The sequence below is a fragment of the Amniculibacterium sp. G2-70 genome (assembly GCF_014353055.1).
Classification (GTDB): Bacteria; Bacteroidota; Bacteroidia; order Flavobacteriales; family Weeksellaceae; genus Amniculibacterium; species Amniculibacterium aquaticum.
In genome coordinates this window covers 1,727,493-1,741,932 of sequence record NZ_CP060698.1, presented here as the reverse complement: position 1 = coordinate 1,741,932, position 14,440 = coordinate 1,727,493, and the positions used below count along the sequence as shown (strand labels likewise).

The 14,440-nt window shown below is 36.4% G+C and carries 15 protein-coding genes; 3 read left to right on the top strand and 12 right to left on the bottom strand.

What is annotated here, in order from left to right; translation table 11 throughout:
• Positions 1–91: 91 nt before the first annotated feature.
• The 9 genes from H9Q20_RS07985 to lpxB all read right to left on the bottom strand — a co-directional run bounded on the left by H9Q20_RS07985 (position 92) and on the right by lpxB (position 9,214).
• Positions 92–901, bottom strand: a complete 810-nt coding sequence (locus tag H9Q20_RS07985) for a GLPGLI family protein (RefSeq protein ID WP_187477457.1) — start codon at positions 899–901, stop codon at positions 92–94.
• Between the two features lie 23 nt (positions 902–924).
• Complete coding sequence (locus H9Q20_RS07980; RefSeq protein ID WP_187477456.1) at positions 925–1,221, bottom strand: hypothetical protein; 297 nt, start codon at positions 1,219–1,221, stop codon at positions 925–927.
• A 182-nt stretch (positions 1,222–1,403) separates the two neighbouring features.
• Complete coding sequence (locus tag H9Q20_RS07975; RefSeq protein ID WP_187477455.1) at positions 1,404–1,949, bottom strand: HutD family protein; 546 nt, start codon at positions 1,947–1,949, stop codon at positions 1,404–1,406.
• Between the two features lie 81 nt (positions 1,950–2,030).
• Positions 2,031–2,798, bottom strand: a complete 768-nt coding sequence (locus H9Q20_RS07970; protein ID WP_124640754.1) for a succinate dehydrogenase/fumarate reductase iron-sulfur subunit — start codon at positions 2,796–2,798, stop codon at positions 2,031–2,033.
• 19 nt (positions 2,799–2,817) lie between these two features.
• On the bottom strand, positions 2,818–3,396 hold the full coding sequence (locus H9Q20_RS07965; RefSeq protein ID WP_187477454.1) for a hypothetical protein: 579 nt from the start codon (positions 3,394–3,396) through the stop codon (positions 2,818–2,820).
• A gap of 4 nt (positions 3,397–3,400) precedes the next feature.
• The gene (locus tag H9Q20_RS07960) at positions 3,401–5,413 is read right to left on the bottom strand and encodes a fumarate reductase/succinate dehydrogenase flavoprotein subunit (protein WP_124640752.1); all 2,013 of its coding nucleotides are present in this window, start codon (positions 5,411–5,413) and stop codon (positions 3,401–3,403) included.
• A gap of 14 nt (positions 5,414–5,427) precedes the next feature.
• Complete coding sequence (locus tag H9Q20_RS07955) at positions 5,428–6,090, bottom strand: succinate dehydrogenase cytochrome b subunit (RefSeq protein WP_124640751.1); 663 nt, start codon at positions 6,088–6,090, stop codon at positions 5,428–5,430.
• Between the two features lie 160 nt (positions 6,091–6,250).
• Complete coding sequence (locus H9Q20_RS07950; protein ID WP_187477453.1) at positions 6,251–8,035, bottom strand: ComEC/Rec2 family competence protein; 1,785 nt, start codon at positions 8,033–8,035, stop codon at positions 6,251–6,253.
• A gap of 66 nt (positions 8,036–8,101) precedes the next feature.
• Positions 8,102–9,214, bottom strand: coding sequence for a lipid-A-disaccharide synthase (gene lpxB, locus H9Q20_RS07945; RefSeq protein ID WP_187477452.1), 1,113 nt, complete (start codon positions 9,212–9,214; stop codon positions 8,102–8,104).
• Positions 9,215–9,310: 96 nt separating this feature from the next.
• On the opposite strand from lpxB, the gene H9Q20_RS07940 reads away from it, so the two are divergent.
• A complete protein-coding gene (locus H9Q20_RS07940) occupies positions 9,311–9,823 on the top strand; it encodes a DUF2480 family protein (RefSeq protein WP_187478597.1) in 513 nt (170 codons plus the stop codon).
• Between the two features lie 51 nt (positions 9,824–9,874).
• Complete coding sequence (locus tag H9Q20_RS07935; RefSeq protein WP_187477451.1) at positions 9,875–10,516, top strand: DUF937 domain-containing protein; 642 nt, start codon at positions 9,875–9,877, stop codon at positions 10,514–10,516.
• 74 nt (positions 10,517–10,590) lie between these two features.
• Here H9Q20_RS07935 and H9Q20_RS07930 read toward each other — a convergent pair whose 3' ends face one another.
• Positions 10,591–11,403, bottom strand: coding sequence for a purine-nucleoside phosphorylase (locus tag H9Q20_RS07930; RefSeq protein WP_187477450.1), 813 nt, complete (start codon positions 11,401–11,403; stop codon positions 10,591–10,593).
• Positions 11,387–12,412, bottom strand: a complete 1,026-nt coding sequence (lpxK, locus tag H9Q20_RS07925) for a tetraacyldisaccharide 4'-kinase (RefSeq protein WP_187477449.1) — start codon at positions 12,410–12,412, stop codon at positions 11,387–11,389. The genes H9Q20_RS07930 and lpxK overlap by 17 nt, the downstream gene beginning before the upstream one ends.
• A 225-nt stretch (positions 12,413–12,637) precedes the next feature.
• Between lpxK and truA the strand changes: the two genes are divergently transcribed.
• Complete coding sequence (truA, locus tag H9Q20_RS07920) at positions 12,638–13,369, top strand: tRNA pseudouridine(38-40) synthase TruA (protein WP_187477448.1); 732 nt, start codon at positions 12,638–12,640, stop codon at positions 13,367–13,369.
• On the opposite strand, the gene H9Q20_RS07915 is transcribed toward truA, so the two are convergent.
• Entirely contained in the window at positions 13,366–14,412 is a 1,047-nt protein-coding gene (locus H9Q20_RS07915; protein ID WP_187477447.1) for an AMP-binding protein, read from the bottom strand. The two genes, truA and H9Q20_RS07915, sit on opposite strands and share 4 nt — an antisense overlap.
• Positions 14,413–14,440: the final 28 nt, after the last annotated feature.

Sequence of the window (14,440 nt, the reverse complement as noted above, 5' to 3'; positions counted from 1 at the left end):
TCCTTTTATTTATAGGTTAAATATAGGATTTTTTTGGTTAAAAATTCAACCTAAAAAAATCGTCACAACATTATAATTATGACGATGAGGGTTAATCCAAATGGTTGTTTTCACTTTTAAGAGATTTAGACAAATTTTCTCGATCTTCATGAGTAAGAAACTTAAACATTCGTGTATTTGCTAATTTAGATATAGGGTCTTTTGCAAACTCTTCTCTATTTCGTTTAAACTTTTCATAAGTGGTAAGGTAAATACCATTCATTTTCTGCTCAATGGGAAGTTTCATTTTTTTCAACCCGGCTAATGTAAAATGAATCGTATCTTTATCATCTTGCAATTCTATAATCAAACCTGGTAAATTCTTGAAATTATAAGGTCCTTCCGGTATATTCATTTCATTAGTATACCAAGCAATAATAGTTCTATTGCGGTATTTTCCAATGGCTTTTTTGCAAATAAAATTCGAGATTTTCCGTTCCTCATTTAGCAATTTCCATTTAATATTTTCTTGAGATTCAAAAGCGAAGCGATCCATTCCTACCCTCTCAAAAACAGTAATTTTATTCCCATTTCTGTACACTTCGGGTTTAAAATCGTATTGAGGAACTGCTCCTGCATCGTATGTTGCGATACCTCCGCTAGAACCCTTTTCAAAAACTTTTTTGACCTGATCTGCGATAATTGAGTCACTCTTCTCTTTTACATAGCTCCTAAAAATAGAAGATTCTTTACCTATTTTCAATACGGTGAGTTCTTCGTACTTGGAATTTGGATTGGTAGAATCTTTTTGAAAAGTCATTTTGTAATAACAAACCATATAAGTACTATCTATTTTTTGTGAATACAAAACACCAGATATCAGTACGAATGCGAATAATAAGTAAACTTGAATCTTCTTCATAATAGTTCTTTTTGGATTAATTATTAATTAATGTCTTGTATCAGTTCAGATTTGACCTTTCTGCAAGCTGCTTCATGATACATATCCATATTTTCAATCATGCATTGTTGTGCTTGTTGTATTGTAATCCCCGTGTTTCCTCCATAACAAATCGTATCATAATCCGTAACATTTGGATTACATGAAGATTTAAGTTGATATGTGATACAGTCCTTTTCCATAGACACACTTTTAATTACTTCTTTTTCCTCTATTTTTCCAGCAAACACACTTGTTGCTGTACCGACCGTTAGTAACAGTCCTAAAGCTAATTTTTTCATAATGTTAATTTTTTAAAGTTTAAATTTAATTTTTTTGTCAATTTTTTTTTGCGCAACTGGATTAACAAGACAAAGCAAAAAAAAACAATATGCAAATAAAATTTAAACTTTTTTGAAAATATTTTAAATAAAACATCAAAATCTTTCAATAACCATCATCAATACTAAAATAGCCTATCAATTTAAAAATGAATCTCTCCGAAAATTACAGGAGTTTCAGATCTTAAGATGATGCTTTCCCGAGAGTTATTTTTCACCAACAAAAGATTTCCTGTTTCTAAAGCAAATGGTTGGTTATCTACACTGATCCTCGTTCCAACCAACGCGAAAACAAAAATAAAATCACTGGTACTGATAAAGGTTTTAGCCACCAAAACGCTGGATTTCTGGTGTTGTTTTTTCACCATCAAATTGAAATCTGATCCCAAAGAAAAAGATTGAATCTCGTCCGAAGAATCGAAATCAAAAACTTCGTGTTCCAGATAATATTCTCGTTTTCCATTCTTCTCGATACTCAGATCTTCATCCAACATCACCAAAAATCTTTTATAACCCGAAAACCTCGTGAATGCAGAAGGCACCTTCTCTATGGTCGCAGAGGAAATTCTAAAATCAAAATTTCTGTCCGTATAACTGGACTGTTCGGGGAATATAAAATACTGAAAAGTCTTGCCTCCCTCCCAAATCTGGGGCTGTATTTCATTTTTTTTAATGATTTTGATGTCCATTTTTAGATTTCATTTTGGTTTAAAGATAAAAAAACCTTCCGGATAATTCCGAAAGGTTCTAAAATTATTTTGAAAAAGAAACTATCCTCTATCTACAAAAGCAGAAAGATATTCTCTGTTCATTCTTGCGATGTTTTCTAGGGAAATTCCTTTAGGACATTCCACCTCACAAGCTCCGGTGTTGGAACACGCTCCGAAACCTTCTTCATCCATTTGCTTCACCATGTTCAGTACTCTTCTCTTCGCTTCTACTTTACCTTGAGGCAATAGTGCGTATTGAGAAACTTTAGCACCTACAAATAGCGCTGCAGAACCGTTTTTACAAGTGGCAACACAAGCACCACAACCGATACATGCTGCGGCATCCATTGCTTTATCGGCATCTTCTTTCGGAACAGGAATTGCGTTGGCATCCAAAGTATTTCCAGAAGTATTCACAGAAACGAAACCACCGGCAGCCATAATTCTGTCGAAAGCAGATCTGTCCACCACCAAGTCTTTAATAACCGGGAATGCTGCAGATCTCCAAGGTTCGATGGTAATGGTTTCGCCATCTTTGAACATTCTCATGTGCAACTGGCAAGTGGTAATCCCGGTATCCGGTCCGTGAGCTCTACCGTTGATGTATAGAGAGCACATTCCGCAGATCCCTTCACGACAGTCGTGGTCGAAAGCGATAGGCTCTTTACCTTCATTAACTAGGTTTTCGTTCAGGATGTCCAACATTTCCAAGAATGATGAATCTGTAGAAATATCAGATACTTTGTAAACCTCGAACTGACCTTTTGATTTATTATTTTTCTGTCTCCAAATTTTCAGAGTCAGATTAAGTCCTTTTTTTGCACTCATTTCTTAATGATTTTGGAGATTAATTTCTAGTAGGTTTATCAGTATTTTCAAATTTCCAAGAAATATCTAAAATTTGTATTTTGCTAGATTTATTAGCTTTTAAGCTATTATATGTCTCTAATCCTTTTTTAATATTTTCACTTTTATTGTCAGTAGGATTACTAAAAATTTGTTTTGTGTCATTTTTAATAACTCTATAAAATAATTTCTTGTCACTAAATTCATTTGGATTTAATGGTTTTAAATTAACCCCGGCAATAAAAGCTCCCATTTGCCCTTCTGCATTAATTACATATACCGAATTAGGAGCTAGATTTGCTTCTACATAATCTCTATTTTCAGAAGTAGCCCAAAATAAATGTTCTCCAGGTTCACATTCATATACAAGATAACTACTTCCAGAAACTGCCCCCAAAAATTTATCTTTATCATAAATTCTAAAATTTAAAGCAAATCCAGCTCCAGATCTCACGAAATACACTAAAGATTTTCCTTCAGATGGTTTAATTATATCTTGAGTAGTAATATTTTGAGAAAATATTGAAATTAATCCAAATATTGAAGCTAATAATATATATGTTTTTTTTAAATTTTTCATAATTCTATTTATAACTTCTTGTTTTCACTTCGATATTTTCGTAGATCAAGTCTTCTTTGTGCATGGTTTCAGCATTGATATCATCACCTTTATATTCCCAAGCGGCAACATATTTAAAGTTCACATCGTCTCTTTCTGCCTCACCTTCCTCAGTTGCATGATCCCAACGGAAGTGACCTCCACAAGATTCTTTTCTGTTCAATGCATCAATGGCCATCAATTGTCCCAATTCTAGGAAATCGGCCACTCTGCATGCTTTTTCCAGTTCCATGTTCATTTCGTTGGCTTCACCAGGAACACGAACATTTTGCCAGAAATCTTTTCTTACTTCTTCAATTTCCTTGATGGCTTCTTGCAAACCTTCCGGAGTTCTTCCCATACCAACTTTATTCCACATGATGTGTCCTAATTTTTTATGGAAATAATCAACAGAGTGAGTTCCTTTGTTGTTAATGAAGAAATTAATTCTGTCTTTCACCGACTTCTCAGCTTCGTCAAAAGCAGGAGAATTGGTTGGGATCTCACCCGTACGGATGTCTGCAGAAAGATAATCTGCAATGGTATAAGGCAATACGAAATATCCGTCTGCAAGACCTTGCATAAGAGCAGATGCTCCTAATCTATTCGCTCCGTGGTCAGAGAAGTTGGCCTCACCAATTACAAAACAACCAGGAATTGTCGATTGCAGGTTATAATCTACCCAAACCCCACCCATGGTGTAGTGTACTGCAGGATAAATTTTCATTGGAGTAACATACGGGTTGTCGGCCGTAATTTTTTCGTACATCACGAAAAGGTTACCGTATTTTTCTTCAACCCAAGCCTTTCCAAGATCGTAAATCTGTTGCTCGGACGGGTTGTGAATATTTTTTTCGATGGCAGCTTCTTTACCTTTTTTCTGAATTTCGGTAGAGAAATCCAAGTAAACTCCTTCTTTGGTATCGTTGTTTTCGATTCCAAAACCTGCATCACATCTTTCTTTTGCAGCTCTAGAAGCCACATCTCTTGGCACCAAGTTACCGAAAGCCGGATATCTTCTTTCCAAATAGTAATCTCTGTCTTCCGCTTTTATGTCTTGAGGTTTCAATTTCCCTTCTCTAATTGCAACTGCATCTTCAATCTTTTTAGGAACCCAGATTCTTCCGGAGTTTCTAAGAGATTCTGACATCAAAGTCAGTTTAGACTGCTGCGTTCCATGTACCGGAATACAAGTCGGGTGGATCTGTACATAACAAGGATTAGCGAAATAAGCTCCTTTTTTGTGAATTTTCCAAGCAGCTGAAGTGTTGGATCCCATTGCATTTGTTGAAAGGAAATAAACATTTCCGTAACCTCCGGATGCGATAACAACAGCATGTGCAGAGTGTTTTTCAATTTCTCCAGTCACTAAATTTCTTGCGATAATCCCTCTTGCTTTTCCATCTACCAAAACCAATTCCATCATTTCGTGACGGTTGTACATTTTGATACGGCCTTTACCAATCTGGCGGCTCATTGCAGAATAAGCTCCTAACAACAACTGCTGTCCGGTTTGTCCTTTGGCATAGAAAGTTCTTTTTACCTGAACCCCACCGAAAGAACGGTTGTCCAACTGACCTCCGTATTCTCTACCAAAAGGAACACCTTGTGCTACACATTGATCGATGATGTTTGCAGAAACTTCTGCCAAACGATACACATTGGCTTCTCTCGCTCTGTAGTCGCCACCTTTGATGGTATCATAAAACAATCTATAGGTAGAGTCACCGTCTCCTTGATAATTTTTTGCAGCGTTAATCCCTCCTTGAGCAGCAATAGAGTGTGCTCTTCTTGGTGAATCTTGGTAGCAAAAAGCTTTTACATTGTAACCTTGCTCTGCCAAAGTTGCAGCAGCAGAACCACCTGCCAAACCGGTTCCTACAACAATGATATCAATTTTATCACGGTTATTAGGAGCAACCAAGTTCATGTGGTCTTTATGATTAGTCCATTTGTCCTTCAATGGACCTGCTGGAATTTTTGAATCTAATATTCCCATATCTTTAATGGATATTATTTAGTGAAAAAATGAAATAATGCAACAAACATGAATCCTGCAGGAATTAGGATAGAATACCACTTCCCGAAATTTTTAATGCATGGAGTGTACTTTGGATGTCTCGCACCAATGGATTGGAATGAAGACTGAAATCCGTGTGCCAAATGCAGACCAAGCAATACAAAAGCGATGCAATAAAATGCAACTCTCAAAGGATTTGCAAAGCTGTGGTGCAACTCTTCCCAGAAACGATCAGGGTTGGGAGCCAAAGCCTCAACATACTTGTAGTTCATTTCGTGTACCCAAAAATCATACATGTGCAATCCCAAGAAAGCCAAGATTACCAAACCGGAAATCCCCATGTTTCTAGACATCCATGTAGAGTTGGCTGCCGCTCCAGACACTGCATATTTTACAGGTCTTGCTTTGTTGTTCTTCATTTCCAAAACCATACCCATTACGAAGTGAAAAATCACTGCGAATCCCAAAACAGGCTGCATAACGAACTGTATCAAAGGATTGTATCCCATGAAAGTCGAAGCTTCATTGAAGGCAGCTGGACTGAAAACCGACAGTAAATTCACCGAAAGGTGCATAATTAGGAAAACAAGCAAAAACATTGCAGACAATGCCATTGCGTACTTTCTACCAATGGTAGAACTCGTTAATCCCGCCATAATTTTTAATTTTTTTTGAATTTGAATTAATAGCTACAAAGTTAAATATTTGTTAAAGTTCTAAAAAATGAAATCAAAGAAAGTATACAGTTTGGAACGCTTCTAAATAAGCCCTGCTTGAATTGCGAGATATTTACACATGAAAACTAAAATTCGATAGCTAATTCAAAGGATATAACTTCCCATTTATCAAGACATTAGAAGCTCCTTTTGGCAATTTCTCCAACTTATACTCGCTCATCCTTCTGGACGACAAATAAGGCTGAATAATGTATTTTTTCAATTGCTCCTTATCCATTTCTTGAGGAATGTAAAACGAAATATTAGAATTTTCTTTAACAATGAGTATATTTTTCTTTCTATTTTCTAGTGTTAGAACTTCATTTTTCTCTAAAAAATAAAAATCTAAAGTCCAACGAAATCCCAAAAAAAGAATCATCAAACAAGACATTTTCATTATTTGCTTTGAGCTTTTCTTCTCCAAAATGGGTTTTAACAAAAACAAAATCACCATCAACAGAAGTACTTCTACCAATGACATGGGAATATTTTCTTGAAAAGCCCAATCTTTTGCCGAAAAAAAATGGATAACATCCAGCAACTTCAAAACCAGAAAATCAAAAATTTTATTTAAAAATTCCACTTGTACACCCAAGCCAAAAAGTAAAGTCATCAGCAATGAAAACACGATAAGAACTTCTGAAAAAGGAACGATTAACAGATTGACCACGAGAGACATAGCAGAATATTGATGAAAATAAAACAAAACCAAAGGCAATGTAGCCAACTGAGCACTAAGACTTACAGCAAACAATGCAATCATAAATTTTGGAATCCTATTTCTAGGTTTTGGAAATTGAAGAACTAGGGGTTTGTTCAGCCAAAAAATCCCCAAAACAGCCAAAAAACTCAACTGAAAACCCACATCGAACAAGGAATTGGTATTGATAAAAAGCAATACAAAACCCGCTAAAGAAAGTGCATGAAGCAAATCGGGTTTCCTATCCAGCAAAATGAAAACATAATACGCCGTAATCATGATAGAACTTCGCACCACCGATGATCCAAAATCAATAAGCACGGTAAAACCCCAAATAAAAACCAATGACAAAATTATCGCAAGTTTTTTCTGAGATAGAGGCAACAGCATTTTTAAAACAAAAAAGACCAACCAAAAAATGACCACCATGTGGGTTCCGGAAATCGCCAGAACATGCACCAAACCGGTTCTTGTAAAGTCAGCAACCGTATCTCCGTCCATTTCCGTTCGGTCTGCTAAGATGATTCCTTTGGTAAATTCTTTGGTTTTTGGGCTGAGATTGGATTCTGAAATTTTGGTTAATAAAGAGAGTCGAAATTGCTTTATTTTATCCGAAAACGATAAAGGTTTTGGACTTGATTTCAGCCGATCTCCAATCCAAACCTGGTGATAAATCCCTTGCCTGGAAAGGTATTTGGCATAATCGAAAAGAAAATCAAATTTTGGAGACTCAACATTTTTAATAAATGCATTGGCTGAATAATAATAATGCGTAAAATCGAGATTTTGAACTTCTTTTGAAACCGACAACACGGCCCTGAAAGGGCTTTGATTTTTTCGAGAACCTACCTTCAAAACCTCCACTTCATATCGTTTATAGTTTTCGTTGCTGTTCAGTTTTTTTTCAATTTGAAAAACGATATTTTCTCGATTGTTAAATGCAGCTAGTTTTGGTTTTTCAGAATTGAATTGATGAAGCAACATTCCCATCGACATAAAGAAAAAAACAAATGCAAAGGGTTTTAATCTTTTAAAAAATACAGTTTTACCCAACGACAATAGCAACCATACAATAGAAAATAGTAAAATGAAATAGACCACAAAACGAGACATTGTGATATAATCTACCCACAATATTCCAAAGATGAATCCCAACAAAGCTATGAGTAACGGTTGCCTATTCATAACCTAGACTTTTAGAAAAACTAAGTTACAAAATTACAAGTCACTGCATCACAATATTTTAAAAATTTATTTCATAATTGTATTTACGATAATTGTTGCTGCTTTCTCACTCGCTCCATGATTACCCAGTTTATCTTTCAAAAGTTGGTAATCACCTAAAATTTTTGAGCGGTTTTCTTTCAAAACCAAATTCAGTTCTTTTACCAAATTTTCGGTATTCAATTCTTTTTGGATGAGTTCTTTCACGACTTCGGCATCCATGATCAAATTCACCAAAGAAATGTACTTGATGTTCTTCACCAATCGTTTTCCTATTTCGTACGAAACGACTGAACTTCTGTAGCACACCACTTCCGGGACATTCAATAAAGCTGTTTCTAAAGTTGCCGTTCCGCTGGTTACCAACGCAGCCTTGGAACACCTGAGTAGATCATAGGTTTCGTTAGACACAAAATGAACCTGATCGTCAACATATTTTTCGTAAAAATCTTTATCAAGACTCGGAGCGCCAGCGATTACAAATTGATAATTAGAAAAAAAAGGTCGAACAGAAAGCATAATTTCCAACATCTTTTCCACCTCTTGTTTTCTAGATCCCGGCAGCAGAGCTATAATCTCCCGCTGATCTAAATGGTGTTTCGATTTAAAATCTGAAACGGAAATTTTAGGTAAATTTCCTATAGCATCTAACAGCGGATGTCCTACAAACTGCGCATTGAATTGGTGTTTTTTATAAAAATCTTCCTCAAAAGGCAAGATCACCAACATATCATCGACATACTTTTTCACGGTCTCTACACGACCTTCCTTCCACGCCCAAAGTTGTGGCGAAATATAATATACTACCCGAATACCAAGACTTTTGGCAAATTCAGCAATTCTAAGATTGAAGCCCGGATAATCCACCAAAACCAAAACATCAGGCATATAAGCAGCAATGTCTTTTTTACAAAATTTAATGTTACCAAGAATGGTTTTTATATTTTTTGCTACTTCCAAAAAACCCATAAATGCTAGGTCTCGGTAGTGTTTCACAGGCTTTACTCCTGAAGCATCTTGCATCAAGTTGCCACCCCAAAATCGAAATTCGGCAGCTTGATCTTTCTTTTTAATGGCTTTTATCAAATTACTTCCGTGTAGATCTCCGGAAGCTTCTCCGGCAATGATATAATATTTCAACTGTAAGCTTTTTTAGAATTTAAACTTTAGACTCTCGTAACCTTCTGTCTAAATCATTAATTTAACATAAATTTGTGTAAAGATAAATAAATAATGATGTCCGAAGAATTTGAAATAAAAAATAAAGTCGCCGATAGCGGTTTGGTCAATTTTGATCTTTCACAATTAATACCCAAAGGCGAACGAAAAGGAATTGACCTAAAAGACTTTCTGTACGAAGGTTTAATCTTAAAAGAAAAAGATTTCAGAGAGAAAATTCAGAATTTGGATCCTCAACAGTTCAAAGACTGTTTCGTGTACATTTACAATTCTGCCGATGCCATCGTTCCGCTTTGGTCGTACTTTTTGCTGACTTCAAAAATTAGTGGTGAAACCAAAAAAATTGTTGTTGGCAACCGAGAAGACCTGGAAATCATCCTGATGCACCAAGCCGTACACAACTACGACTATAGTGAATTGCACGGAAAAAGAGTTTTGGTAAAAGGCTGTTCGGATGTAGAAATTCCGGAAAACGCATACATTGAATTGGTTGAGCAACTGAAACCCATCGTAAAATCGTTGATGTTTGGCGAGGCGTGCTCTAATGTTCCCATTTTTAAAAATAATTAGCCCTCATCCATTAATTATTTATACATTTGATCATCATAAAAAAAACATACAATGAGTTTATTAGATTTATTAACCGGAAATTCCGGAGACCAAGTAGCACAAGAAGCCGAAAACCGTTTCGGAATTTCTAAAGGTCAGATTTTAGCATTATTGGCAGTTGCGGCACCAATCATCATCAGCCAGTTAAGAAAAAATTCTGAAAACAGTTCTGAAGAAGCGGAAAACATCAACAACGCGTTGAACAAGCACAACGGATCTGTACTTAACAATCCTACAGAAGCCAGTGAGGCCGATGGCAACTCTATACTTTCTCATATTTTTGGAAACAACAAAGCGAATGTAGAAAGTCAGCTTGCTCAATCTTCAGGAATTTCTATGGACAAAATTGGTCCTATCCTATCCATGTTAGCTCCTATCGTAATGGGTTATATTGGTGGTCAGAAACAACAAGCCGGTGTAAACAATGGTGGTGGCTTGGGAGATTTATTGGGTGGCATCCTAGGAAATGCACAATCTCAATCTCAGGCAAGTAACGATCCGTTATCCAATATTTTAGGATCTGTTCTTGGAGGCGGAAACCAACAAAACGGAGGCGGCATTGGAGATCTATTAGGCTCTGTACTTGGCGGTGGTGGAAACCAACAACAAGGTGGACTTGGCGGACTTCTTGGAAACATTCTAGGAGGTAAATAATCGCACAAAATACAATACAAAAAAGGGTTTCGTAATTTTAATGAAACCCTTTTTTATTTATCCAAAACTTTGATTTAATAATTTTTCACCAAGCCTTTCACCAATTTAATCACATTGGGCATGGCCGTATTGGCAGCTTGCAACACCTCATCGTGCGAAACAGTGTAGGCAATGTCCGGACCACCCAAATCGGTAATGACGGACAATCCGAAACAATCCATACCTTGATGTTTGGCAACAATCACTTCAGGTACCGTGCTCATCCCTACGGCATCGGCTCCCATGGCTTTTACCATACCGTATTCTGCCGGTGTTTCAAAAGTTGGACCTTGCAACGCCAAATAAGTTCCCACATGATATGGAATTTTATTTTCTTGAGCGAAATTTTCGACCGTAGAAAGCATTTTTCTGTTATAAGGTTCGCTCATATCGACAAATCGAGGTCCCAATTCATCAATATTTTTTCCTCGAAGAGGATGTTCTGGCATCATGTTGATGTGGTCTTTAATGAGCATAACATCACCAACTTTGAATTTAGAATTCACCCCACCAGAAGCATTTGACACAATTAAATTCTGGATTCCCAACAATTTAAAAACCCTAAACGGAAAAGTGATGGTATCCATAGAGTGACCTTCATAATAATGAAAACGACCGCTCATCATCAACACTTTTTTGCCTTCTAAAAGTCCGAAGATCAGCTTTCCACCGTGACCTACAACGGTAGTCGTTGGAAAGTTAGGAATATCGTGATATTCCAATACCTCCAATTCTTGCACCTCATCTTTCAAAGCGCCCAAACCCGAACCCAAAACGATGGCAAAGTCGGGTTGGTCTTTAATTTTATCCAAGATAAAACTTGCAGTTTCTTTAATTTTTTCTAACATAATCCAATACAATTTGGTCAAATTCTTCTTTTCTATCAATACTCACATTGATGGGCCAATAAAAAATCACATCTCGAAGTTGATCATAAGTTTTCAATCTTACATAATCTTTTTCTGTGGTTAAGATCATTTTATAATCGCCCATTTTTCGATATTCTGCCAAGATGTTCTTAATATCGCTTTCTGTAAAACTATGATGATCTCTGAATTTTAAATGTTTAACCTTATCCGAAAACTTAGACAAATGTTTTACCAAAGGATTGGGATTGGCAATTCCGGTGATCAATAAAACATCATAAAAAGCTAAATTGTTATCCGGAATAGACTTGTTGTTGCTGTAAATATTTTCATCATAATTAATGGAAGAAAAAAATACTTTTTGAGCGTTTTTCGGTCGAATTCTGGAAATATAAAACTGCTTCTTTTCTTCTGTAAGATCATCCGGACATTTAGAAACCATTATGATCTGTGCTCTAGAAGCTCCAGACCTGGACTCTCGCAAATCTCCTGCCGGCAACAGGTAGTCCTTAAAATACGGATCGTTATAATCCGTCATCAGGATATTGAATCCCGGTTTTATGGCACGGTGCTGATAAGCATCATCCAGCAAAAGAACGGACAGATCCATTTCAGAAATCATCTTTTTAGCTCCAGAAACACGATCTTCGCATACGCCAACCACAAAACGATTTTTAAATCGTTCGAAAAGTTGCATCGCCTCATCTCCTACCGACTTATAATTGCTATCGTAATTGGTAATGCCGTATCCCTTAGTAATCCGTCCGTACCCTCTGGAAAGCACTCCTGTACGGTAATATTTTGAAATCAGATCGGCCAAATACATGACCATCGGTGACTTCCCAGAACCCCCAACCGATAAATTCCCTACACAGATCACGGGCGTCTGAAACTTCACCGACCGTTTTAGACCTATGTTATAAAGCATATTCCTTGTGGAAGTCCCCAAGTTATAAAGGATTGAAAAAGGAAAGAGATACCATCTTTTCATCGGTTATAAATTAAATTTCATGGTTATTTTTTGTGACTTTACAGTACAAATCGGCACTGAAGCCCATCAACAATTCACAAAAATATTACAAAGCAAGGGATTGAGCAAATCTAAAATCAATAAAGAAACTCAAGAGAAAAAAGTCAAGTTCTAAATGAAAAAATTCATTTTCAAAAGCATAGTTTGTTGTAAAATGGAATTGATTATTTTTGCAAAAAAAATTCTGTGAGGTATTTTATTGAATTTTCATACAATGGAAAAAATTATTTTGGCTATCAGATTCAGCCGAATGAAATAAGCATTCAGGAGGAAATGGAAAAAGCATTAAGCACCATCCTTCGCGAAGAAATAAAAACCACAGGGGCAGGCAGAACCGATACGGGAGTACATGCGAAGAAAATTTTTGCTCATTTTGACACTTCAAAAGAAATCGATGACAATTTCTGTTATAAACTGAATGCTTTTCTCCCAAGTGACATTGTCGTTCAGAGCATTTTTAAAGTTAAAGATGACATGCATGCTCGATTTGATGCAACTTTCAGAACTTATGAATATTACATTTCCACCAAAAAAAATCCTTTTGCCCTAGAATCTTCTTGGCAAATTTGGCGCCGAAACATCGACATCAACAAAATGAACGAAGCCTGCAAAATTCTTTTTGAATATGAGGATTTCAGCAGTTTTGCCAAAGTAGGCAGCGACAACAAAACCAACATTTGTAAAATTTACAAAGCCGAGTGGGAGCAAATTGGTGATGAAATGAAATTCACCATTTCTGCCGATCGTTTTTTAAGAAACATGGTGCGCTCCATTGTCGGAACGATGATTGAAATTGGGAGTGGCAAATATCCGGTGGAAGAACTCAGACGAATTATCGAAGATAAGAATCGTAATTCAGCCGGAACATCGGCACCAGCACAAGGTTTATTTTTGGTGGATGTTGGATATCGTTTTTAAGACTTTAAGAATTCCAACAATTTCAGTCGGCTCACTTTTCCGTTTTTGGTTCTTGGGATTTCGTTGATAAAAATAATTTCTTTGGGCTTATGAAAAGATTTCTCAAAATTAATTTCTGAAATCTCAGTTTTAATCTGTTGTTTTTCCTGTTCAGAACACCCTTTACACTCTACCACCAAGACCAGTTTTTGACCTAGAACCTCATCTTCTAAACCGAGAAATACCAATTCATTTTCTATTGTGGATTTCACCTTTCGTTCCAATTCTTCGGGGAAAATTTTGGCACCCCCGGAGTTGATGACAAAATCGGCTCTTCCTAAAAATTTAAATTGGTTACCGTTGAAAATCTCGACTACATCATTGGTTTGCAAAGCCTGATCATGAAGCTTAGGAGCAGAAATCCTAAGGCACCCTCTAAAATCCAGAGACAAAGCTACCCCATCAAAAGCCGTAAAAAACTCTTCACTCTTGGGAAAAATCTGCTTTAGTGCTATGTGAGAAAGGGTTTCCGTCATCCCATAGGTTTCAAAAACCCTAACTTCCTTTTCGTAGCCCAAGAGATGTTGATGAATTTTTTGTTTTAAATTTTCAGAAACCGCCGCGCCACCGATGATGATGATTTTAATTTTATGAAGCTGATCCAATGAATGTTCGACTTGAAGCGGAGTGAGTGCACAAAAGTCAATATTTTCGTTCAATTCTGAAAGTGGGTACAGCGAAGGTTGGGTGATAAAGATTTTTAATTTTCTTTCGATAGCCCTTACCAACATCATTTTTCCGGAAATATATTCTACGGGCAATGCGAGCAAAGCCGTGTTTCCATTTTTCAGTTTTAGAAAATCGCAAGTCATTTGAGCCGAATTTTTCATTCGGGATTTTTCGATTCTCATTTTTTTAGGCTCACTGGTCGATCCCGAAGTCTGAACCTCCACCATTTCGGATGCCGAAAACCAATCGTTGCAAAAAAAAACTACATTTTCTTCAAAATCACCCGAAGCATGTAAGTCATTCGTTTCAAGAGAATTAAAATCCAAGCACCACATAGAAATAAAAATTTATTCAAAAATAAGA

What these genes read in the sequence shown, in the direction of transcription:
- H9Q20_RS07985 (WP_187477457.1), bottom strand. Translation starts at nt 901, where the DNA reads ATGAAGAAGATTCAAGTTTACTTATTATTCGCATTCGTACTGATATCT.
- H9Q20_RS07980 (WP_187477456.1), bottom strand. Translation starts at nt 1,221, where the DNA reads ATGAAAAAATTAGCTTTAGGACTGTTACTAACGGTCGGTACAGCAACA.
- H9Q20_RS07975 (WP_187477455.1), bottom strand. Translation starts at nt 1,949, where the DNA reads ATGGACATCAAAATCATTAAAAAAAATGAAATACAGCCCCAGATTTGG.
- H9Q20_RS07970 (WP_124640754.1), bottom strand. Translation starts at nt 2,798, where the DNA reads ATGAGTGCAAAAAAAGGACTTAATCTGACTCTGAAAATTTGGAGACAG.
- H9Q20_RS07965 (WP_187477454.1), bottom strand. Translation starts at nt 3,396, where the DNA reads ATGAAAAATTTAAAAAAAACATATATATTATTAGCTTCAATATTTGGA.
- H9Q20_RS07960 (WP_124640752.1), bottom strand. Translation starts at nt 5,413, where the DNA reads ATGGGAATATTAGATTCAAAAATTCCAGCAGGTCCATTGAAGGACAAA.
- H9Q20_RS07955 (WP_124640751.1), bottom strand. Translation starts at nt 6,090, where the DNA reads ATGGCGGGATTAACGAGTTCTACCATTGGTAGAAAGTACGCAATGGCA.
- H9Q20_RS07950 (WP_187477453.1), bottom strand. Translation starts at nt 8,035, where the DNA reads ATGAATAGGCAACCGTTACTCATAGCTTTGTTGGGATTCATCTTTGGA.
- H9Q20_RS07940 (WP_187478597.1), top strand. Translation starts at nt 9,311, where the DNA reads ATGTCCGAAGAATTTGAAATAAAAAATAAAGTCGCCGATAGCGGTTTG.
- H9Q20_RS07935 (WP_187477451.1), top strand. Translation starts at nt 9,875, where the DNA reads ATGAGTTTATTAGATTTATTAACCGGAAATTCCGGAGACCAAGTAGCA.
- H9Q20_RS07930 (WP_187477450.1), bottom strand. Translation starts at nt 11,403, where the DNA reads ATGTTAGAAAAAATTAAAGAAACTGCAAGTTTTATCTTGGATAAAATT.
- lpxK (WP_187477449.1), bottom strand. Translation starts at nt 12,412, where the DNA reads ATGAAAAGATGGTATCTCTTTCCTTTTTCAATCCTTTATAACTTGGGG.
- H9Q20_RS07915 (WP_187477447.1), bottom strand. Translation starts at nt 14,412, where the DNA reads ATGTGGTGCTTGGATTTTAATTCTCTTGAAACGAATGACTTACATGCT.